This window comes from Paenibacillus sp. (assembly GCF_048976745.1).
In the GTDB taxonomy this organism is placed as follows: Bacteria; Bacillota; Bacilli; order Paenibacillales; family Paenibacillaceae; genus Paenibacillus.
This window is the reverse complement of sequence record NZ_JBHGUU010000012.1, coordinates 1-20,271: the sequence shown is the minus strand read 5'-3', so window position 1 is coordinate 20,271 and position 20,271 is coordinate 1. Positions and strand designations below refer to the sequence as shown.

Sequence of the window (20,271 nt, the reverse complement as noted above, 5' to 3'; positions counted from 1 at the left end):
GTCCAAAGCACTTCATGCCTCGAACTTAACGATGAGGGGGTAATACACATGATCCGCCGGAAAAGAACATGCTGGACAGCCATACTGATGGTCTGCGTCCTGCTCATAAGCGGATGCTCCATCTGGCCCGGACAGGACGATTCAGCGAACAACAAAAAGGTAGCGCTTACATTATGGTACTGGAATCGTTCCATCGATGATAAGTTGATTGCCAGGGCTAAAGAAAAGTTCCCCAATATTGAACTGACAGCTCAGAAAATCGGCGGTGATTTCAAGGCAAAACTCAAAACAACACTCGCTGCACGCTCAGGTGAACCAGACATTGTAGCATTGAACGACTGGATCATGGAGCTATTCCCCAGTGAGGACCGTTTCTATAATCTGTATGATCTTGGCGCAGGAGATATTGAAGACCAATATCTGCCGTGGAAATGGAAGCAAGGTGTTACGCCAAGCGGACAGATGATTGGTTTCCCGATGGATACGGGGCCAACAGCTCTCTTTTACCGAGAAGATCTGTTCAAGGAAGCCGGATTGCCATCTGATCCCGAAGACGTTACACGTCAGATCAACAGCTGGGATGCATATGCTGCTGCCGGAGAACAGCTCAAGGAGAAATTCGGAGGCAAGGTTTTTCTAACCGACAATATTGCAACCGTTTACAATCAAGTGATCTCGCAGTCCGCGGAGCGTTATTTCCGGCCGGACGGGTCCTTTATCGGCATGGATTCCGCTACTGTGCGTAAGAGCTGGGATACGGCCGTTGCTTTTAAAGAGAAGGGACTGCTTGCCAATGCAGATGGCTGGACTCCAGGCTGGAACGCCGCGATGAATAATGGCGAAATTGCCTCTTTCGTCGGTGCTGTCTGGATGAAACAAGTTCTTCAGGAAGCCGCTCCGGATACATCCGGAAAATGGCGGGTCGCTCGGGCACCAGGGGGAGATGGCAATAACGGGGGATCATTCCTGTCCATCCTGAAGTCGAGTGAACATCCTCAGGAAGCCTTTGAACTGATTCGCTGGCTGCAAAGTCCCGAAAATCAACTGGAGCAATATCAGACATTGAACCTTTTCCCCTCTGCACCGGGTGTGTTTGATGATCCTGCTATGAAAGAAAAAGAACCTTTCTTCGGTGGACAGGCGACAGGGCCTGTATTTGCCGAATCGGCACAGGATGTACCGGATGCTTTCTTTGGCGAACGATACCCATCCGTACACAATATTATCACCCGGCGGCTGAATGATGTCGCAAAGCAAAATGCCGATCCACAGCAGGTCTGGACGGATACGGTACACCGCGTCGAGCGGGAATTACAGCGTTAACCTGAAGAACGTGTGGTTTCGTTATCCGCAAAGGAGGAATTCATATGGCTGTAACTGAACCTCGTCTTACGCCCGATCCCGAACATGCAAGACCTGATCTGGATCGGCAGAAATCACTGTGGGCGAGAATGTGGGAGCATCGCGCACTCTATGTTGCGATATCGCCGTTTTATATTCTGTTTGCGGTATTTGGGCTGTTCCCCATCGGGTTCTCACTCTATCTGGCTTTTCATAAATGGGATGGCATCGGTGTCATGACGTACAACGGGTTCAACAACTTCAAATACATGCTGACCGATGCCGAGTTCTGGCAAGCCGTGGGTAACACGTTCATGATCTGGATCTATTCGACAATTCCGATGCTCTTCTTCGCCCTGATTATTGCCTTTCTATTACATGCACCATTTGTGAAGTTCCGTACCTTATTTCGAGTCGGTTATTTCCTGCCAAACGTCACGTCCATCGTAGCGGTAGCCATTATCTTTGGTGCTTTATTTGCTAACAATTATGGTTTTCTCAATTATCTGTTACAATCGGTCGGGCTACCGGTTGTCGAGTGGCTGAATGCACCATGGGGCATCAAAGTTGCGATCTCCTCCATGGTCGTCTGGCGCTGGACCGGATATAACGCCGTCATTTATCTGGCTGGACTTCAGAGTATTCCACAGACATTATACGAAGCGGCCAAGATTGACGGCGCATCAGCGATACAATCCTTTTTCAGAATTACAATTCCGATGTTGCGCCCTGTCATCCTGTTTACGGTCATTACATCAACGATCGGGGGTATGCAGCTGTTCACTGAGCCGCAAGTATTGGTAGGTAATGATGGCGGCGCTGGTGCAGCAGGCATGACGATTGTACTCTACCTCTACCGTGAATCCTTCATTAACAATTACTTCGGATATGGTGCCGCCGTTGGTTGGGGCATGTTCCTCATTATCGCCCTGTTCTCGATTGTGAACTGGAAGCTTGTTCAAGGCAAATCATCCTGATGTGACAAGGGGGAGCGCTTATGGCGTCCAAACACCTCAAATCGCTGGTGTTGTATACCGGTCTTATCGCGGGCATGCTCATATCTATGTTCCCGTTCTATTGGCTGATTGTAATGTCTACCCGGACAACGTCCGATATCTACAAGTTCCCGCCTCAGCTCTGGTTCGGGGGTGAACTGTGGAATAATATTACGCGGGTATTGCAGCAGATTGATTTCTGGGGCGCCTTTCTGAATACATTGTTTGTGTCGGGCCTCGTGACCATTCTTGTACTGTTTTTTGACTCACTGGCGGGGTTTGCGTTTGCGAAGTTTGAATTCCCTGGCAAAAAGTGGCTCTTCATCCTGCTGCTTGCGACAATGATGGTACCTTCTCAACTGTCGCTGGTGCCTTCTTTCGTGCTCATGGCTACGTTCGGCTGGGTCGGTTCCTTCAAAGCCCTCATTATTCCGGGCATGGTTAACGCCTTCGGCATCTTCTGGATTCGTCAGTACGCGACAGAGTCCATCCCGAATGATCTGCTGGATGCAGGCCGGATTGACGGTTGTAATTTCTTCCGACTGTATTGGAACGTGGCGCTTCCGATTCTGCGACCTGCCTTTGCTTTCCTCGGCGCGTTCACCTTTATCGGCGTATGGAATGATTATCTGTGGCCTCTGATTGTCCTGACGGATGAACGAAAATATACGTTGCAGATTGCATTGTCTCAATTAAACGGACTGTATAACACAGACTATGCGATGGTCATCGCAGGTACGTTGCTTGCCGTCATTCCGCTCATCGTGATGTTCCTGTTCATCAGCCGCCAGTTTATTTCGGATATTGCCGCTGGAGCCGTGAAGGATTGAAGATGTGTAAAAACGATGAGCATGGTCTGATCCATTTTGATCCATCCCTCAAGTCTGATATTCTTATCTATAGATGAAATAACAGATGCCATATAAGTTGGACGAATAGCGCCACCTTATATATTCAAGAAAGAGGGATGACAAAATGGCTTCTTCACCCTATATGATTGGCGTAGATATCGGCACGACCTCCACCAAGGCCGTCTTGTTCGAACAGAACGGAACCATTGTGGCTCAAGGCAGTGCCGATTATCCGCTGCACACCCCCACACCTGCGATTGCGGAGCAGGATGCGGATGATATTTTCAAAGCAGTCATTACATCGGTTAAACAGGCTACCTCCAAAGCTGGAGTGAAGCCAGAAGATATCCTGTTTGTATCCTTCAGTTCGGCCATGCACAGCATTCTGCCTGTCGATCAACACGGTACACCGCTGATGCGGGCCATGACATGGGCAGATAATCGCAGTGCTGAATGGACCGAAGTACTCAAATCGGAGATGAATGGTCACGAAATCTATCTGAGAACAGGTACACCGATTCATCCGATGTCCCCACTCACCAAAATCATGTGGCTCACTCGGGATCAACCGGAACTGTTCCAGCAGACGCACAAATTCATATCGATGAAAGAGTATGTTTTCTATAAATTATTTTCTGAATACGTCATCGACCACTCCATGGCCTCCGCCACCGGACTCATGAATCTGGAAAAACTCGACTGGGATGCAGAAGCGCTGCATGTGGCGGGCATTACGCCGGAGCACCTGTCTCGATTGGTACCGACCACACATGTGCTCAAACATGGATTGCACCCGGAGTACGCCAAGGAGATGGGCATTGCGTTCACCACACCGTTTGTCATCGGGGCCAGTGATGGCGTGCTCTCCAATCTGGGCGTTAACGCCATTGATCCAGGGGTCGTGGCCGTGACTATTGGCACGAGCGGAGCGATTCGTACGGTCGTGGATAAACCGGTGACCGATCCGAAAGGACGTTTCTTCTGTTATGCACTCACGGAGGATGCATGGGTCATTGGTGGACCCGTGAACAATGGCGGTGTTATTTTCCGCTGGATTCGGGACGAGTTTGCAGCTTCCGAGGTCGAGACCGCGAAACGACTTGGCATTGATCCGTATGAAGTGCTCACGCGTGTTGCGGAAAATGTACCTCCCGGTTCGGAAGGTCTCTTGTTCCATCCGTATATGACAGGTGAGCGGGCTCCGCTCTGGAATCCGAACGCACGCGGCTCTTTCTTCGGCCTGACCCTGCATCATAAGAAAGAACATATGATTCGCGCCGCGCTCGAAGGTGTATTGTTCAACCTGTATACGGTTATGTTAGCGATTGAAGAAAAGATCGGTCGTCCGAAAAAAATCCAGGCGACAGGCGGCTTCGCCCGCTCCGAGTTGTGGCGACAGATGATGGCCGATATTTTCGATCAGGATGTCATCATCCCCGAAAGTATCGAAAGCTCCTGCCTCGGCGCAGCCGTACTGGGCTTGTACGCCCTGGGCCGCATCGATTCACTAAGTGCCGTCTCCGGCATGATCGGATCGACGCATCGGCACCAACCAGATCCGGACAGTGTTCGCGTCTACCGTGAATTGCTGCCGATCTTCATCCGCATCTCCCGCAAATTCGAAGATGAGTATGCGGATATTGCTGCTTTTCAAAATAAGACGATGCAAGGATAGGGAAGGCGTCAAGATGACCGGAGAATGAGGCGGTTTAACCTTTGAGCTTTGAGTTTTTGGGGTTTTGGGGGTTGGGGATTTGGAGCGTTTGAGCATCCCTCGCTACCACGCAGCGAATCACTTTCTCCTTAGCTATATCCGGCTCAGATTAACATTCGACTCTAACGATTACGTTTTATGCACGTTCATGAGGACCGTCTCGCCATGTGTAGAACATGCAGGATGGTCTTTTTCATGTACAGTTTTTATGTGCATTTTTTATGTACATATCTTTATTGTACGGTTTCTATGTAAAGATTCCCTAGAAACTGTGCAATTAGAGTGGTGAAATCCTTGTCCTCAGTGCCTTTTTAATTACTAAAAATGGCTACAAAAAAAAGCCCACAGCATGGAAAACTGTGGAGCTAAAGTTCGGCTATCTTTTTCGTGATTCAGATTTCTGGTTTCTCATTCATCAAACTGAAATCCTGGATTTCAATTACTGATTATACTTGCTGAATGCATTCTGGTCGGCTTGTACGTTTTCCAGATATACAATCTGCCCTGCCTCATTCACACGTGCGATATCAATGCCTGCTTTGGCATATACCGTTCCGTCTGTCGCTTGTCCGCATACCGCCCAGTTGGTTTGGTAGCTGCCGTCAGGCTGTTGCACCCACCCGTCCCACATATGTTTTACGTCCTTATTGTACTCATAGAACGCCTTCATGAAACCATCGAACCCTGTTCGGCTGGTGCCATTAAGCACAATCTCTGCGTCCGGTGTAAACAGGGACAATAAATCCTGCATGGCGCGCTCGTCTGTACGTGAAGCATCAAATAAACGGAAATAGTTGTTCAACAGTGTAGTGGTATTTGTAGTACTCATTTATATTCCTCCTAGAATAAAAAACCGATTTCCAAATTTATAGTTCGAATATTTTCGAACTAATTGAAAAGAAATGTATCACACTTCTTATACTGCCCGCAAGGTATAGTTCGACTTTTTTCAAACATTGAAAGAAAAACCTGAATATGCTAACGTCATAGATATGAGAACTCCAACGATACCTATGGCTTCGGAACTGAAGCTAACCACAGTCTGCAACGCACTCGGTGATCCGATCCGCATGAAAATTGCACACTGTCTGGCCAGCTCTGGCGAGAAAAACTGTTCCGCCTTCGAAGTAGACCATATTTCCAAATCCACGTTGTCCCATCACATCAAAATTTTACGTGAAGCTGGAGTGATCCAGCCGCGTATTGAAGGTAAACAGCACTTTTATTCCCTGCGAAAGGAAGAACTGAACACACGTTTTCCAGGCCTCGTCGAGATGATTCTGAATACAACCGAGGAATACGTAAATTAAAGTAAGCAGGTCTGGGATCGATAGAAGAACCACTTTCATCAGGATTGTAATTCCCATAAAGGAGGCACAACATATGGACAAGAAAGCAGCAAAGATACTGCTGAGCACGTTCTGGGGAGGTGGCGGTTGGAAAACAACTTCCGCACCCTTCTCCGGGGATGAATTTGAGTATGCCAAAAGCAAAGGCGTGATGTTTGACCCACTCACGATCACGCATGACGAGATGGTTCAACGTCTATACGACATGCATCAGGATGGCTCGCTCAAAGAGCGGGTAATTACGGCCTTTTTACATAGTCTGTCCACCAAAAAAGTCCATCTGCGCAGCGCATTATCCAGCTTTGCTTTAACATCGAACATGCCTTTGCATACTTACGGAGAACGTCCCGCACTTCATGCCAACACCAGTGCCTGCGGGGATTGCAATTTCCTGCGCTTACAATCAGACAAAGAATATACCAATGTCGACTTAAACGTCCTGAACTTTGAACGAATCAAGTGGGGCGGGGTTCGTCATGGCTGGTTGCTCTACTGCCTGATGGATCTGGAATTACTGCTTCAGGACAACGATGCAAACTATGAAGTAACCCCGGAAGACCAAGCTATTCTGGTCAACCTGCTTGAAGCAGCGCAGACGGAAGACCCCAAAGATAGTGCTCGTTCACTTGAGAAAAAGTGGAAGGATATCTTGCCTTCCAGCAAACAGGAACGGGATGCCCTGCTGGAAATCTGGGCAGCAGCCGGTATACTGGTTCCTGGGGATAAACCGAGGAAAGGCAAAGGCGGTTCTGGCGATTTCATCTTTGCAGCAACCTGGCAAGGTGATGATGGATATCATGCAGAAGCCGTAAAACATTATTTCGGCTCCTATCTTCCTCACATGCAATAAAATCTGAACTTTTGCTCACCTTTGCGTGCGTCTGGTTACAATAATGACATCGACAGATTTCCTGTTTAACTCGTATAATAAGGGGAAATGGGTAGATGGGAGTGAAACAAGCGAGTTTATGGTATACATACTGGCTTTTATAGTGTCTTTTGCTGTCGTTGTTCTGCTTATTCCTCCGCTTGGTCGACTGGCTCACCGGCTCGATTTTGTGGACAAGCCCCGGGAGGATGTGGAGCGTAAGCTGCACAGGCAACCAATCCCGCTCACGGCGAGTTACGCGATATTTACTGGATTTTTCCTGACATACATTGCTCTGACCAAAGAAATCACATGGGAAACGGCGGCACTGGTCGCTGGTGGCATGCTTCTCCTAACGATTGGTACCGTCGACGACTGGTACAAAACAAAAGGCAAAGATTTTCCTGCCCTGCCCAAGATGCTCGTACAGGTCTCTGCAGCAGTGCTCGTATTTGCTTCTGGCATTGCGTTCACCGGATTCGTGAATCCCTTTAATGCGGAATATGTCATGCTTCCAATCTGGCTGCAATTCATTCTCACGATCCTCTGGATCTTCGGGGTGACCACCGTCATCAACTTCTCGGACGGCATGGACGGACTGGCTGGCGGATTATCGGCCATCTCGGCAATCACCCTGTTCATCGTGGCCATTACCAAAGGTCAAACGGATTCCGCACTCATGTCGATTATTTTGGTCGGGGTGACGATTGGTTATCTGAAGTACAACAAAGCTCCTGCCAAAGTGTTCATGGGTGATGCGGGTGCTACGTTCCTCGGCTTCATTCTGGCGGTTATTGCTCTGGATGGTGCATTCAAACAAGCAACCATGTTGTCCATCTTCATTCCGATTCTGGCGCTCGGTGTACCGATCTTCGATAATATCTTTGTCGTGATCAAACGCTTTATTCAAGGTAAAGCAATCTACCAGGCCGACGCGAGTCAAGCTCATTATCGACTGCTGCGTGCCGGATTGAATCACAAACAGGTGGTTGCTGTGCTCTATCTGGTCAGCACTTGTCTGTGCCTTTCCTCCATCATATTGATGTTGGTAGAGATGTAAGTATCCGCAACGAAAGCGGTCATATCCGAATCGAAAAAGAGACGAGTCCAAGATTTCTTGGCTCGTCTCTTTGTTATGTTCTATCTAATTCGGCGCTCACAGGCTCACACTTATCTCGAAGCTGCCGGTGGCAACGGTTGTTCGTGTTGCTGCCGCCCTGTCCATCCCGGCCGATCAAGTTCAATGAGACGGCGGTACCGCTCTTCCCCGGCCAGCAGTTGTTCGTGAGAACCCTGCATGGCAATCTTTCCATTTTCCATAAAAACAAGTTCGTCCATCTGTTCCGCACCAATCAGGTGATGGGTGACCCAGATCATCGTTTTGCCTTGCAAGCTGTCCAGAATGGTGCGCATCAGTTCACGTTCCGTCATGGGATCAAGTCCCACAGTCGGTTCATCAAATATCACAACAGGTGTCTCCCGGAGCAGGACCCGCGCCAGTGCAATTCGTTGTCTTTCCCCACCAGAGAAACGCATACCCGTCTCCAGCATCGGCGTATCATATCCCTGCGGCAAGGATTCGATCAGACCGGATAAACCGACTTGGGCGGCCACCTGACGAATCTCCTCATCCGTTGCATGTGGACGACCAATCCGCAAATTATTGGCTACCGTGGTGTCGAACAGATGTGGGCTCTGATTCAGCACCGCGATGACATCAGGCACACTTTCACCCAGGGTCTGCACAGGCAAATCATTGATCAGTACTTTCCCCGCAGACGGAAGTAATGCTCCCTGAACCAGCTTCAACAAGGTCGATTTGCCGCCGCCGCTTCGTCCAAGTATCGCTAATCGTTTGCCTTGTGGCAGATGAAGGGATACATCCTGTACGGCATAAGTATCATCCGCTGTATAACGGTAACTTACGCGATTGATCTCGATGTCTGCTCTGAGTTTGGGCGGGATGCGAAGACGAATTCGTCTGTCCGGGATATCATTCACAACCGGCAAAGAGTCTGATATCTGTCTAGCCGCCATGTTGCCGTTTTTTACTACAGAGATCGAGTCACCCGTTTCGCCAACATCATCCACTCCATTCTGCCCCGGAAGATACCCTTTCCCTTCCAGCTGTTTCAAGCGGTCCAGTGATTCCCGGTACTGTGGAAGATGCTCCACAGCATCCCCTACTGGCAGAAGTGATTCCGTAAGCGGAAATAACACCAGCACAAAAGCAGCGATCATCACGGCAGGCAATTGCCCAACAGAAGCGGCATTTCCGGCCCATAATGTAACCGATACAACCATCAGGCCAATGACACACTGGGCCATCAGATCACGCCAGCGAGTCCAGCGCCGTAACTTGCGGCGAACCGCATCGACCTGTTCTTCCGCCTCTTCCTGCCGCTGAACAAATTCCGCTGCTCGTCCACTTGCAAGCCAATCTCCCAGTCCAAGCACACCATCAGTCAGACGGGTATACAACCTGCTGTTTTCCTTTTTCAACCGCACACGCCATTTCCACGTCACTTTCAGGGAGATCGCAGGTAGCGCGGCAACAAGAAATAACATATACAAGCCCATCCACAGCGCAAATCCCAGATCCACACTGCCAAAAGCAATCACAGCCCCACCGTACATCACAAGCGCTGTAACAGCGGGGAAAACGGTACGCAGATAGATATCCTGCAGCCGCTCCACATCATCGGCGAGTGCTCCAAGCACATCTCCGGTCTGCATACGAGAGCGTAGGAACAGGGCCTGTGGCTCCAGAATGCGATATAACTTCACCCGTTGATCGGCCAACACACGCAGTACGGCATCATGTCCTGCCAGTCGTTCGATATATCGAAACACAGCGCGGAATATCCCAAATGCACGTACCCCTACAATAGGTACATACACCATCAGAATGTTTTCAGGACGCAGTGCAGACTTCGAGATCAGAAATCCGGAGGTAAACAGCAGCAGTACCGCACACAGTGCAGCACAAGTGCCTAGCGCAATGACTGCAATGAATCTCCAGCGGTACTGTGCCACATACGGAGCAATCCAGCTATTTTTTTCTTTTCCATTACGGACGGTCTCCACATGTTCATATCCGGACTTCATTTTATATCGCCTCCATCTGGGCCTGAATCATCTGATAATATACACCTTGCCTTGCGAGCAGTTCCTGATGTGTTCCTGTCTCTGCCACCGTGCCGCCATCCATAACAATAATCCGATCCATATGTGGCATCCAGTGCAGACGATGGGTAGCCAAAAATACAAGTTTGCCTTCAAACAGCGGCAGCATCGTCTGTTTCAGTTCATACTCTGTTTCCACATCCAGATGCGCTGTCGGTTCATCAAGCAGCAGAATGTTCCGTTTACTCAGCAAAGCTCTTGCCAGTGCCACCCGTTGCTCCTGCCCACCACTGAGCTGTCGGCCGCCAGCCCCAATGAGCTCATGCAAGCCACCGGATAATGAGTTCAGAAGTTTGGTTAATCCGGCAGCGCTAACTGCCTTGGCTACTTCTGCATCCGAAGCCTCCGGCATGTAGAATCGAACGTTATCGGCCAAACTTCCGCTAAAGATATACGGATGCTGCGGAATAGCTGCCGTCTGTCTTCGCCAGGATTCAAGCATATCCGGTGTCACAGGCTGACCATTGGCTAATACCTGGCCTGAAGTAGGCAGCTGATATCCAGCCAATACATCAATCAACGTGGACTTGCCTGCTCCGCTGGCGCCGATAATACCGATTTTTCCAAGACCTGTGATCTGGAAGGTAATATCCTTTAACGAATAAGGACCTTCATCATCATGCCGTACCTGTACATCCGTTAGTGCCAACCTGCTATTCTCATTCCAAGAGAAAACCGAGGAAGAAGAAGAAGAAGAAACAAGATCAGGAGTAGTAGCATCAGGATCAAGAGCAAGATGTCCCTCAGCCGATCTATCGTTCAACACGACGCGTATGGTCGAATTGCCAACTTTCCTTTTACCCGAAGATAATGATGATACAGATCCATCTTCGTCCTCTGCCGTAACTGTATGCGCAACAACATTTGCATAGGTTTCTTTCTGTTTCTCTTCAGCGGCTTTCCCCCGTTCATTCACCTGATTAATGGCCGCCCCGGCTTCCTTCCCATCCAGAGTGGCATGATAATCAGCGCCGAGCATACGTACAGGCAGGAAATATTCGGGTGCCAGAATCAGTACCGTCAGCGCAGGGCCGAGCAGCATATGTCCCTCCGTCAGACGTAATCCCAGACCAACCGCCACGGAAGCAACGGACAGCATGGTGAAGAAATCGAGTGCAAACGAAGAAAGAAAGGCCATGCGCAGGGTAGACATCGTCGCTTTCCGATACCGCTGACTCACCCGTAGAATGGACCCTTCGTGTGTTTTGCTTTGTCCCAATGTCTTTAGCGTCTCCAGCCCACGCAAGGTATCCACAAAATGATTAGCGAGCGCTTTGTAGGATCGGAATTGTCCGTCAATTTTGCGCTGAGCTGCAAGACCAATCAGAATCATGAACACGATCAGGATCGGGAGTGTCAGCATCAGAATAACCCCGGACATCAGATCCAGCTTGAACACATACAGCAAAATGAGGATGGGTGTGAACCCTATGCCCAGCATGCGAGGAATGAATAGTTCCAGATACGTCTTGTATTGGGCTGTTCCCTCTCGTGCCAGTGTGACCAGATGGCCTGTTCCCTCCGTCTTGGCATAACGCGGTCCAAGCCTGAACCACTGCTCCACCATCTGTCTGCGCAGATCGGTCCCTGTCTTCTCCGCATATCGCGATGTCACCAGTTGTAACCAGAAGGATAGGGCGTAACGGGCGGCAAAAGCAGCCAGGAACAGCAGCAGTACCGGGTACTGCTCTGTTACGGATGAACCTTCAAACAATGCCGTGATGGCCTGTGCCAGCCATTTGGCTTGCATCATGATTGTCATCGCCTGTAGCAGTACCAGCGCTGATGCCAGCGCGAGTACAGGCCGGATGCCCGGCAGCTTCATTAGCCCCCGTCCCATATCAGTACTCCAGGTGGTGCTGCTCGTTCAGACGTTTGCGGAAGATATAATAACTCCAGATCTGATAACCAAGAACAAACGGCAGCAGTGTGCAAGCCACAATCGTCATTACTTTCAATGAATAAGCACCAGATGCCGCATTGTATACGGTCAGGTCAAATGCAGAACCAAACGAACTTACCATGACCCTTGGGAACAGACCGATAAATACCGAGGCAAAGGCTATTGCAATCACAGCCCCCGTCATACCAAAAGCCCAACCTTCACGCTTCTGACGAACGAAGTAGGCCGCAAGCGCAAGCGAAACGGCGCCAAGTACAACCATGATCCACAGTGCCCAGCCACGCACGGCGAACACATCGGTCATGAAATACGTCATTATTGCATACACGGCAAGCAGCGCAGCCAGCGGCAGCATCAATTTTTGCGCTGTTTTCAAGGCACGATCTCTCAGTTCCCCCACTGTCCGTAGTGAGGCAAACAGCAAGCCATGAACCAGGCACAGCAATGTTACGCTCAAGCCACCAATCACGGTATACGGATTGACGATATCCAAGAATCCTGCGCGTAACTGCATCTCCCCATCAATGGGCAGACCCTTCATCAGCGTGGCAAAGACCACTCCGAACAGGAACGGCAAGAGCGCACTGGAGATAACAATGATGATGTCCCATGTTTTGCGCCAGCGCTGCTGTTTCATTTTACTGCGGAATTCGAAAGCAACCCCGCGTCCAATCAAGGCGAGTAACACCACGACGAGTGGCAGGTAAAAACCACTGAACAACGTTGCATACCAATGCGGGAAGGCAGCAAACATCGCACCCCCTGCCGTAATCAGCCATACTTCATTACCATCCCAGAACGGACCGATCGAGTTGATCAGGGTCCGGCGTTCACGGTCTGTTTTGGCAATAATACCTGTGGACATCCCCACACCAAAATCAAAACCTTCCAAAAAGAAGAATCCCACAAACAATACGGCAATCAGCAAAAACCACAACTCACTTAGTGACAACGGAATAACCTCCATCCACGCCGAACGGATCGGCCGATTCATCGTGATCTTCTGGCTTCTCGACCGCATATGGCCCTGCCTTGATCTCACGTACGAACAGGTATACCATCACGATTCCGAGAACCGTATACGCGGCGGTAAAAGCGATGGTTGAGAACAAAATCATTCCTGCGGATACGTTCGGCGAGACCCCTGCTTCGGTGGTCATGTAGCCAAATACTGTCCATGGCTGCCTTCCAACCTCAGTCATGATCCAACCTGACGTATTAGCGATAAACGGCAAAGATATGGCAAATACCATCATACGCATAAACCACTTCCCAGCGACCTCCAGCTTCTTGCGCATGGCCAGGAACGTTCCGTATAACGCCAGGGCAATCATCAGACCACCCGCTGCAATCATGATGCGGAAACTCCAGAACGTGGTCCGTACTGGCGGAATGTAGTCCCCCGGTCCATATGTCTGTTCATACTCGGCCTGAAGCTCCTTCATGCCTTTGACACTGCCGGAGAATTTACTGTAGGACAAGTAGCTGAGCAATCCGGGGACTTTGATCTCCCCTGTATTCTCCTGTTTATCCGGATCGATAAAAGCAACCACCGTCCATGGTGCCGGATCTTCTGTCGTCGTCCATGTACCTTCACTGGCTGCCATCTTCATCGGCTGTGTCTCCACCAGATATTGCGCCTGGAAATGCCCGGAGAAAGCTACACCAAATGAAGAAACGAGTCCAATGATAATCGCAATATTAAACGATTTGCGGAAGATCTCCACATCCTGCTTTTTCATCAATTTGTAGGCACTGATTCCGGTGACGACAAAAGCCCCTGTCATCAATGCCCCAAAAATCGTATGCGGGAACTCGACGAGAAGCTGACCATTCGTGATCAGTGCCAGGAAATCATTCATCTCGGCTCGGCCGTTGTTGATCTCAAACCCGACAGGATGCTGCATGAATGAATTGGCTGCCAGAATCCACAGCGCGGACAGGAATGTGCCAACGAACACCAGCCAGATGCAGGCCAGATGCACTTTTTTGGACAAACGATCCCATCCGAATATCCACAACCCAATAAATGTAGATTCCATAAAAAACGCGAGTAACGCTTCAACAGCCAGTGGCGCACCGAACACGTCCCCCACAAACCGAGAGTACTCGGACCAGTTCATACCGAACTGGAATTCTTGCAGAATACCTGTGACCACCCCGACGGCAAAGTTAATCAGGAACAGCTTGCCCCAGAACTTGGCCATCGTTTTGTAGATTTCCTTCCCCTTAACAACGTACAACGTCTCCATGATCGCAACCAACAGTACAAGACCGATGGATAGCGGGACAAAAAAGAAATGGAAAATCGTTGTAAGCGCATATTGGATACGCGATAACATAATCGGATCCATACCGTTACCCCTTCTTTCTGTTCACTTCGCAGTATGCGTATTTGGCATTGAAGCTGCACCTTCGCTGTCTGTCCGCCAAATACGTTGATGAACGTATTGTGCCAGATTCCCTATTTTATACATGTGAGAATTATCACAATCTCCGTGTTTAGAGCAAAAAAAAGTGATCCTGGTCACACAAAAGATAAAAATCAGCCTATTGTAGTGCGGATTCAAACATCTTTTTTCAGCACCGGGAAAGTGAAATGAAGCCGAAAATGGAGGATTGGAGTGTAGTGAAGCTCTATAATGGCTTGTTCACTTCATGTATTGATGGAAGATACTCATGTTTGGGACGGAATGCCCATATGTTAGTCTCAGGCGTATCATGCGAAGTACCGTGAGGGCTTTATATATGAAGTGAAAGCATCCAGCACATGCAGAGAGAATGGCGCTCCATATTACAGTCAAGGTGAGGTGAACGATTCATGGAAAAAACTGCGCCGTTACCAGGTGAAGACTCCGAAGTCAGCCCCGATAAGGCCAGTACAACGCGGTCCCCTGTCCGATATGTTCTCTTCCCTCGCAAAGGGGGCTGGTCATCCTTTCCCTATCCCGATATTGCTGCATTGCTGTCGATCGAGGGAGAGGTCTATTATGTCAGCAGCCTGACGCCAACAGAGGATGTACCTGCGGTGATCAACGTGATCTCCCTACCTGAAGCCGAGCAGCTGTTACTGGAGCCACGCACCGTTGCGGTCGTTACCCATCCCTATTGGCTGATGACAGCGGCCTCAATGGAGCCTGAGCTATGTATCGTATTGCTCCCAGAGCCTGCTGGAAACGAAGCAGAATCACCGCTATGGGAGAGCAGTATTTCCAAACTGGTCGGTATCGCTGATCTGGTCGGTACATCCTCCGAAACACGTTATATGAAGCTGTTATTCCAAGGCGTACGCGCCATCTGGTTAGGAGGCGAAGACCCTTCACCCGCCGGTACGATACAAAAGGATGATCTCGAAGTCCCTCTCCGTGACTACGAGCTGTTCTTCCTGCATGCGCTGCGGCAGATCCTGTCAGGGACGCCGGATACCGTCACCCTGCTTCAATGCAGTGTGCGTGCCGACTTCTACCGCCAGCTTCGAGCCAAAACAGGTGCACATGAGACCATATCCTTTTTGCTGGCAGCCTATGAATACTTGCTTGAAGATCCACGGGCCATCCAATCGTTGCAAGAGGCCTTCACCCATGCAGTCATGAATGGTCGCAGTGATTGTGTGATCTCCCACTATCGATTCCTGTCTGCCATCCATGCCCGGGCCGGGCAGTTGGAGGACGCCTTGCTGGTGTACGGGATTAGTGCATCCGATGAACAGGAACGACATCATTACGAACAGCTATGTCGCTGGCTTGAGGCAGGAGAAGATCAACTTGTACGAGCGGAATTACTGCGTATGAACGATGATTATGGAACCGCACTGCGCATCCTGGACGAACTTGGCGGAGAAACCGCGAGACATTGGCAATTCCGCATTTATCAGGAGACAGGACGTGTGGAAGAGGCACTGGCACTGGTGCATGCAGTCGATATTCAGGATGATGCCAGTCGCCGGGATTATCAGCAATTATCCGGAAGTGCGATGGCTCTGCGAGGGGACAGACACGGGGCAGTCAGACATTTTCTCGAAACGGCACTGGAGGATGAAGATGCGCTTGGCCGGATTGTTGAGCTGGAGTTGTTGGATCAAGCTGTACAGCAATTGCTTGGGGAGGTGCCATGATGCTGGACCCGAAGAAGCGAAGACAACAGTTGAATGGGCCAATGGTGCACAGGGATATCCGAACCGAAATCACTTACACGCCAACGGTAACAGTGGATCTGACACATACGGACACATCGGGAGATGGCGATCACACGCCCAATCATGCACAACCAACGCAGAACACGCGAAGCCAAGTGCATCACTGGGGTGATTTGCAAGGTCCGAGTGAACAGGATGCTGCTGTATCACAGGAGGAACCGAGTGTATTCAAAGAGCCCTTCTCCATTCGTCGGGTTCGCAAAAACAAAGGCAACAAGCTGACCGCCATGCTCCAGGTTCGCAATGAACGCGGCCGATACCTTGAAGAAGTATTGCATGATCTGAGTGAGTTCGTGGATGAGATCGTCATTGTGGACGATGCCAGCACAGACGGAACCCCGGATCTATGCAAAACCTACCCGAAGGTGGTCCGTCTGGAGGTATTGGAGAAACCGCTGTTCGCCGAGGAATGGCGACTTCGTAACACTTTATGGCAAGCGGCGGTGGGAACATGTCCCGACTGGTTGCTCTCGGTTGATGCGGATGAGCTGTATAGCGCAGAGGCCAAGAAAGCCATACGTACTCTGATTAATCAGGAGTATGCAGACTGGTTTGCATTCCGTTTCTACGATATGTGGGGCGGCCGGACCCATTACCGGGAAGATGATCTCTGGTGTCTGCACAAGCGGCACACCGCTTCACTTGTACGGTATATGCCTGGATATCCTTATTTTTATCCGCAACAGAATCATCATGTTCCCCGTCTTCCCTTGTCCTGCACCGTATTGCCTGGGGTGAGCACCGAACTGAAGGTTCAGCATCTCGGCTGGGCAGGCAGTCTGGAGGACCGGGTGCGTAAATATTTGCGTTACAAGCGCATTGATCCTGGCGGTGAGTGGGGCAATCTTGCACACTACGAGTCGATTCTAGATCCGGAACCTCGGCTGATTCCCTGGAAGGAGGGTCCGTGAGATGGGCGTGGTGAGTATCCTGACGCATAGCTTCACCGACGGGTATAACCGGGAATTCGGCCGGGTATTTGGTGGTGGGCTGGAACGATATATTCTGGATCTGTGCAGTGTCATCCGTGGACTCGGACATATTCCCGAGGTTCATCAACTTTCCTATTTTGAAGCATTCCAGACTCGGACGGAGCAGATTGACGTATTTGGTTATTCGTACGATATGGATAATGTACCGGAAGCCTTTGACCGGATGGCATCCGCGGCGCGCGGCCCCGTGATCTATGCCAGCTGTCTGTGGCAACCCATCACCTACAAACCGGGCAGTCTTGGCATCTGTCACGGCATTAACTGGGATCGTCCCGGACTGCCTTTGGAGACCAAACAACAAGTGGCGGAACATATTCAACTGGCTCTGGATGGACTCGTACGCATTGTATCTGTGGATTCCCATTTCCAGACCTTTTGCCGGGCTGCATGCACCTATCCCGATCCAAGGCAGGTCGTCCTGATTCCCAATGCAGTGGATACGACCTATTTCACACCTGCCCCGCCAACACGAACCTTCGAGCAGGAACAGGAAGACGAATGGCTTGCCGCATGGAAGACGGATCTGGCGAGTCATGAGGAGAATGCTGGAGCGGTTATATCAGGCGTGAAAGTTGTAAAAGGTAAGGCTGGAACGAGTGGTGATGGAGCGAACAGTGGGAAGGCTAATGGAGATAGAGGTGGGGACGGAGATGAAGAACGAGAGGGGAAGGAAACGGTAGAAGGCGAATCGTACACGGTTACTCGTAATCACCGGAATACAACGGATTGGACTACGGATGTTGTAGTAGCAGATGCTGAGTATCAGGTTAATAGTCTGATTCAGGGTCATGTTGAAAAGGAAACGGCGGATGCCCGCGTGACCTCTCCTCGTCCAATTCGCATTATCTATCCGCGCCGAATCAGCATGGAACGGGGCATTATTCCCATGATGCTGGCGGCAGATAAGCTACTGGGGGCTTTTCCGGATCTGGAGATTGAATTTGCCGGGGAACTGGTGGAAGGCAGTACGGTCGGGAGAGCCTTTCGATACTGGCATCGTACTCATCCACATGCGGAGCGAATTAACCAGCGCACGTATGATTTTCGGGACGTTCGGGAGGCCTACCATCAGGCAGATATCGCCGTTATTCCAACCGTGTTCTCGGAAGGTACCTCCTATGCCTGTCTGGAAGCGATGAGCTGTGGACTTCCAGTGATCGCCTCCAATGTTGGCGGGTTAAATGATCTGATTCAGGATGGGTTTAACGGGATATTGGTACCTCCTGGCGAGCAGGAACTAACTGCCGCACTGGTACGTCTCGTACAGGATCGGGCCGAGCGGGAACGACTGGGAATCTATGCGCGCGAGACCGCACTGTCCTATGATCTTGCCAGGTGGCGGAGCCGGTGGAGCACAGTGTTGGAATCTTTTTTGGCAGAGACAGGATTAAAGGAGGGAATTCGGGGATGAGGGATACGCCCAAGGCAACGGGATTCATGGAATCAAGATACATTAGGCAAAGTGACCCTAAAACGGACACATTGATCTTCCCCCTGCATCCGGCATGGTGGAGCCGTCCCTACGAATATGAATGGGCCCGGCAGTTCGCACGTCCAGATGATGTTGTCCTTGATGCAGCCTGCGGCATCTCTCATCCATTCAAATTCTGGCTTGCCGAACACTGCCGCGTGGTTCACGCCTGCGACTGGGATGAACGCATTTTGTCTGAGGAGGCGATAAGACTGGATATTGCTTCTGATTTTGGCGAGCAGGCCGCTCAGGATCTGCCAGAATCAACTCTTGTCCGATTGCACCGTGCAAAAGCCAATCTGGCCCAGCTTCCGTACGAGTCGGGTAAGTTTGATCGGGTGTTCTGTATCTCCGTACTGGAGCATCTGGATACAGGCACAATGTTGCGGGCGTTTCGCGAATTCGCCCGGGTGCTGAAGCCAAACGGACAGTTGATTGCTACCTTCGATGTACCCGAGATGCGCCCTGATCTGCTGGAGACAATCATGGCGGTCACCGGATTAACCATTAAAGATAAGCTGAATGTGGAAGAGCCGGACGACGCCATCTGGTCTGACATGTACGGCACGCCGATCCGCTGTTTTCGAGCGGTGATATGCAAGAGTTGAGAATGAATGGGTTGAGTACAGAGTCAGGAACGAAGGAATGAGGGATCAGGCTACTGGCAACGGAACCATGCACGATTCGGAGGGATACTCCGAGGACCGGTAGCTCCGTTGCTTTTGCAATTTTAATTGGATGGGCTATGGAGGAACTGATCGGGATTAAAAGGATTGAGGGGTAGGGACTGGGATTTAGAGACTAGAGGTTGTGGATTAGAAATTAGAAATTAGAAGTTAGATGCTTAGAGGTTAGCGATAACAGATATGAAATAAGAGATAAAAGATAAAAGATAAAAGATAAAAGATAAAAGATAAAAGATAAAAGATAAAAGATAAATAAATTATAGGTGTACCAGTAACATGTTGCACTGGTTGGTGTATTCATCCCCAGAGGCTGCGCCGGGTGCAGTCAGGCGCTGCAGTGTACGCAGGCCCGGCGGAATTGTCGTCGCCGGGCGACCTGTGGCGGCAGCTTGCCGCGCCGTGAGTTGGGCCGATTCGGCCCATTCACGTGCCAGGTTCTGCCGCCCGGCGAGCAGCGCGAGCGTGCCCGCGAGGAGCGCGTGAGCGATGCGCTCCGGGGCGGGCACTTCGTCCGCGTGGGGCTGCTGCGCGCCGTCAGGCGTGCCGCATAGCGCAAGCAGCCCTTCGCGGACGCTTGCGGGTGCGCGCAGCAGCCCGCCGCGTGCCGCAGGCGGAAGCGCTGCGAGCAGCGCCAGCGCGCCTCGGGGCGGCAGGGCTTGCAGCAGGCGCAGCCATGCGGCCCATGCGCCTACGCCGGCGAGCGCTTGCGCAGCTGCGAGC

Annotated in this window: 17 protein-coding genes; 11 read left to right on the top strand and 6 right to left on the bottom strand. The window is 50.7% G+C overall.

Translation table 11 applies throughout. The features are described 5' to 3' along the window. The first annotated feature begins 48 nt into the window (after window positions 1-48). The 4 genes from ACE3K2_RS19310 to gntK all read left to right on the top strand — a co-directional run bounded on the left by ACE3K2_RS19310 (window position 49) and on the right by gntK (window position 4,862). Window positions 49-1,323: an ABC transporter substrate-binding protein gene (locus tag ACE3K2_RS19310; RefSeq protein WP_421893753.1), complete on the top strand. Its 1,275-nt coding sequence runs from the start codon at window positions 49-51 to the stop codon at window positions 1,321-1,323. A 128-nt stretch (window positions 1,324-1,451) separates the two neighbouring features. Beyond that, on the top strand, window positions 1,452-2,318 hold the full coding sequence (locus ACE3K2_RS19305) for a carbohydrate ABC transporter permease (RefSeq protein WP_091013252.1): 867 nt from the start codon (window positions 1,452-1,454) through the stop codon (window positions 2,316-2,318). Window positions 2,319-2,338: 20 nt separating this feature from the next. Then, entirely contained in the window at window positions 2,339-3,166 is an 828-nt protein-coding gene (locus tag ACE3K2_RS19300) for a carbohydrate ABC transporter permease (protein WP_421893750.1), read from the top strand. Between the two features lie 145 nt (window positions 3,167-3,311). Continuing rightward, window positions 3,312-4,862, top strand: coding sequence for a gluconokinase (gntK, locus tag ACE3K2_RS19295; protein WP_421893747.1), 1,551 nt, complete (start codon window positions 3,312-3,314; stop codon window positions 4,860-4,862). A 478-nt stretch (window positions 4,863-5,340) separates the two neighbouring features. Here gntK and ACE3K2_RS19290 read toward each other — a convergent pair whose 3' ends face one another. Beyond that, complete coding sequence (locus ACE3K2_RS19290; RefSeq protein ID WP_421893744.1) at window positions 5,341-5,730, bottom strand: nuclear transport factor 2 family protein; 390 nt, start codon at window positions 5,728-5,730, stop codon at window positions 5,341-5,343. 163 nt (window positions 5,731-5,893) lie between these two features. Here ACE3K2_RS19290 and ACE3K2_RS19285 point away from each other — a divergent pair, with 163 nt between their 5' ends. From ACE3K2_RS19285 to ACE3K2_RS19275, 3 genes are all read left to right on the top strand, one after another. After that, a complete protein-coding gene (locus ACE3K2_RS19285) occupies window positions 5,894-6,211 on the top strand; it encodes a metalloregulator ArsR/SmtB family transcription factor (protein ID WP_338707260.1) in 318 nt (105 codons plus the stop codon). A 73-nt stretch (window positions 6,212-6,284) separates the two neighbouring features. Then, window positions 6,285-7,100, top strand: a complete 816-nt coding sequence (locus ACE3K2_RS19280; protein ID WP_421893741.1) for a hypothetical protein — start codon at window positions 6,285-6,287, stop codon at window positions 7,098-7,100. A gap of 118 nt (window positions 7,101-7,218) precedes the next feature. Then, entirely contained in the window at window positions 7,219-8,178 is a 960-nt protein-coding gene (locus ACE3K2_RS19275; RefSeq protein WP_253442900.1) for an MraY family glycosyltransferase, read from the top strand. A gap of 110 nt (window positions 8,179-8,288) precedes the next feature. Here the strand turns inward: ACE3K2_RS19275 and cydC are convergent, their stop codons facing one another. The 4 genes from cydC to ACE3K2_RS19255 are packed head-to-tail and all read right to left on the bottom strand — an operon-like array spanning window position 8,289 to window position 14,561. After that, complete coding sequence (gene cydC, locus ACE3K2_RS19270; RefSeq protein ID WP_421893738.1) at window positions 8,289-10,226, bottom strand: thiol reductant ABC exporter subunit CydC; 1,938 nt, start codon at window positions 10,224-10,226, stop codon at window positions 8,289-8,291. Window position 10,227: 1 nt separating this feature from the next. After that, a complete protein-coding gene (cydD, locus tag ACE3K2_RS19265) occupies window positions 10,228-12,144 on the bottom strand; it encodes a thiol reductant ABC exporter subunit CydD (RefSeq protein ID WP_421893735.1) in 1,917 nt (638 codons plus the stop codon). Between the two features lies 1 nt (window position 12,145). Further along, the gene (gene cydB / locus ACE3K2_RS19260) at window positions 12,146-13,201 is read right to left on the bottom strand and encodes a cytochrome d ubiquinol oxidase subunit II (protein ID WP_421893731.1); all 1,056 of its coding nucleotides are present in this window, start codon (window positions 13,199-13,201) and stop codon (window positions 12,146-12,148) included. Beyond that, window positions 13,146-14,561 (bottom strand): cytochrome ubiquinol oxidase subunit I, encoded by a 1,416-nt coding sequence (locus ACE3K2_RS19255; RefSeq protein ID WP_421893728.1) that lies wholly within the window; start codon window positions 14,559-14,561, stop codon window positions 13,146-13,148. The genes cydB and ACE3K2_RS19255 overlap by 56 nt, the downstream gene beginning before the upstream one ends. Window positions 14,562-15,028: 467 nt before the next feature. On the opposite strand from ACE3K2_RS19255, the gene ACE3K2_RS19250 reads away from it, so the two are divergent. Genes ACE3K2_RS19250 through ACE3K2_RS19235 form a run of 4 tightly spaced genes read left to right on the top strand, consistent with a single transcriptional unit; the run spans window position 15,029 to window position 19,473 of the window. Continuing rightward, the gene (locus tag ACE3K2_RS19250; protein ID WP_421893725.1) at window positions 15,029-16,321 is read left to right on the top strand and encodes a tetratricopeptide repeat protein; all 1,293 of its coding nucleotides are present in this window, start codon (window positions 15,029-15,031) and stop codon (window positions 16,319-16,321) included. Then, complete coding sequence (locus tag ACE3K2_RS19245) at window positions 16,318-17,313, top strand: glycosyltransferase (protein ID WP_421893722.1); 996 nt, start codon at window positions 16,318-16,320, stop codon at window positions 17,311-17,313. The genes ACE3K2_RS19250 and ACE3K2_RS19245 overlap by 4 nt, the downstream gene beginning before the upstream one ends. Before the next feature lies 1 nt (window position 17,314). After that, window positions 17,315-18,805 carry a glycosyltransferase gene (locus ACE3K2_RS19240; protein ID WP_421893719.1) on the top strand — a complete coding sequence of 497 codons (1,491 nt, stop codon included), beginning with the start codon at window positions 17,315-17,317 and terminating at the stop codon, window positions 18,803-18,805. After that, window positions 18,802-19,473 carry a class I SAM-dependent methyltransferase gene (locus ACE3K2_RS19235; RefSeq protein ID WP_421893716.1) on the top strand — a complete coding sequence of 224 codons (672 nt, stop codon included), beginning with the start codon at window positions 18,802-18,804 and terminating at the stop codon, window positions 19,471-19,473. Before ACE3K2_RS19240 ends, ACE3K2_RS19235 begins: the two co-directional genes overlap by 4 nt. Before the next feature lie 335 nt (window positions 19,474-19,808). On the opposite strand, the gene ACE3K2_RS19230 is transcribed toward ACE3K2_RS19235, so the two are convergent. Then, window positions 19,809-20,271: hypothetical protein (locus tag ACE3K2_RS19230; RefSeq protein ID WP_421893713.1), on the bottom strand; the 463-nt coding region annotated here is incomplete at its 5' end.

What these genes read in the sequence shown, in the direction of transcription:
- ACE3K2_RS19255 (WP_421893728.1), bottom strand. Translation starts at nt 14,561, where the DNA reads ATGGATCCGATTATGTTATCGCGTATCCAATATGCGCTTACAACGATT.
- gntK (WP_421893747.1), top strand. Translation starts at nt 3,312, where the DNA reads ATGGCTTCTTCACCCTATATGATTGGCGTAGATATCGGCACGACCTCC.
- cydB (WP_421893731.1), bottom strand. Translation starts at nt 13,201, where the DNA reads ATGAATCGGCCGATCCGTTCGGCGTGGATGGAGGTTATTCCGTTGTCA.
- ACE3K2_RS19245 (WP_421893722.1), top strand. Translation starts at nt 16,318, where the DNA reads ATGATGCTGGACCCGAAGAAGCGAAGACAACAGTTGAATGGGCCAATG.
- ACE3K2_RS19310 (WP_421893753.1), top strand. Translation starts at nt 49, where the DNA reads ATGATCCGCCGGAAAAGAACATGCTGGACAGCCATACTGATGGTCTGC.
- ACE3K2_RS19240 (WP_421893719.1), top strand. Translation starts at nt 17,315, where the DNA reads ATGGGCGTGGTGAGTATCCTGACGCATAGCTTCACCGACGGGTATAAC.
- ACE3K2_RS19235 (WP_421893716.1), top strand. Translation starts at nt 18,802, where the DNA reads ATGAGGGATACGCCCAAGGCAACGGGATTCATGGAATCAAGATACATT.
- cydC (WP_421893738.1), bottom strand. Translation starts at nt 10,226, where the DNA reads ATGAAGTCCGGATATGAACATGTGGAGACCGTCCGTAATGGAAAAGAA.
- ACE3K2_RS19275 (WP_253442900.1), top strand. Translation starts at nt 7,219, where the DNA reads ATGGTATACATACTGGCTTTTATAGTGTCTTTTGCTGTCGTTGTTCTG.
- ACE3K2_RS19250 (WP_421893725.1), top strand. Translation starts at nt 15,029, where the DNA reads ATGGAAAAAACTGCGCCGTTACCAGGTGAAGACTCCGAAGTCAGCCCC.
- ACE3K2_RS19285 (WP_338707260.1), top strand. Translation starts at nt 5,894, where the DNA reads ATGAGAACTCCAACGATACCTATGGCTTCGGAACTGAAGCTAACCACA.
- ACE3K2_RS19290 (WP_421893744.1), bottom strand. Translation starts at nt 5,730, where the DNA reads ATGAGTACTACAAATACCACTACACTGTTGAACAACTATTTCCGTTTA.
- ACE3K2_RS19280 (WP_421893741.1), top strand. Translation starts at nt 6,285, where the DNA reads ATGGACAAGAAAGCAGCAAAGATACTGCTGAGCACGTTCTGGGGAGGT.
- cydD (WP_421893735.1), bottom strand. Translation starts at nt 12,144, where the DNA reads ATGGGACGGGGGCTAATGAAGCTGCCGGGCATCCGGCCTGTACTCGCG.
- ACE3K2_RS19300 (WP_421893750.1), top strand. Translation starts at nt 2,339, where the DNA reads ATGGCGTCCAAACACCTCAAATCGCTGGTGTTGTATACCGGTCTTATC.
- ACE3K2_RS19305 (WP_091013252.1), top strand. Translation starts at nt 1,452, where the DNA reads ATGTGGGAGCATCGCGCACTCTATGTTGCGATATCGCCGTTTTATATT.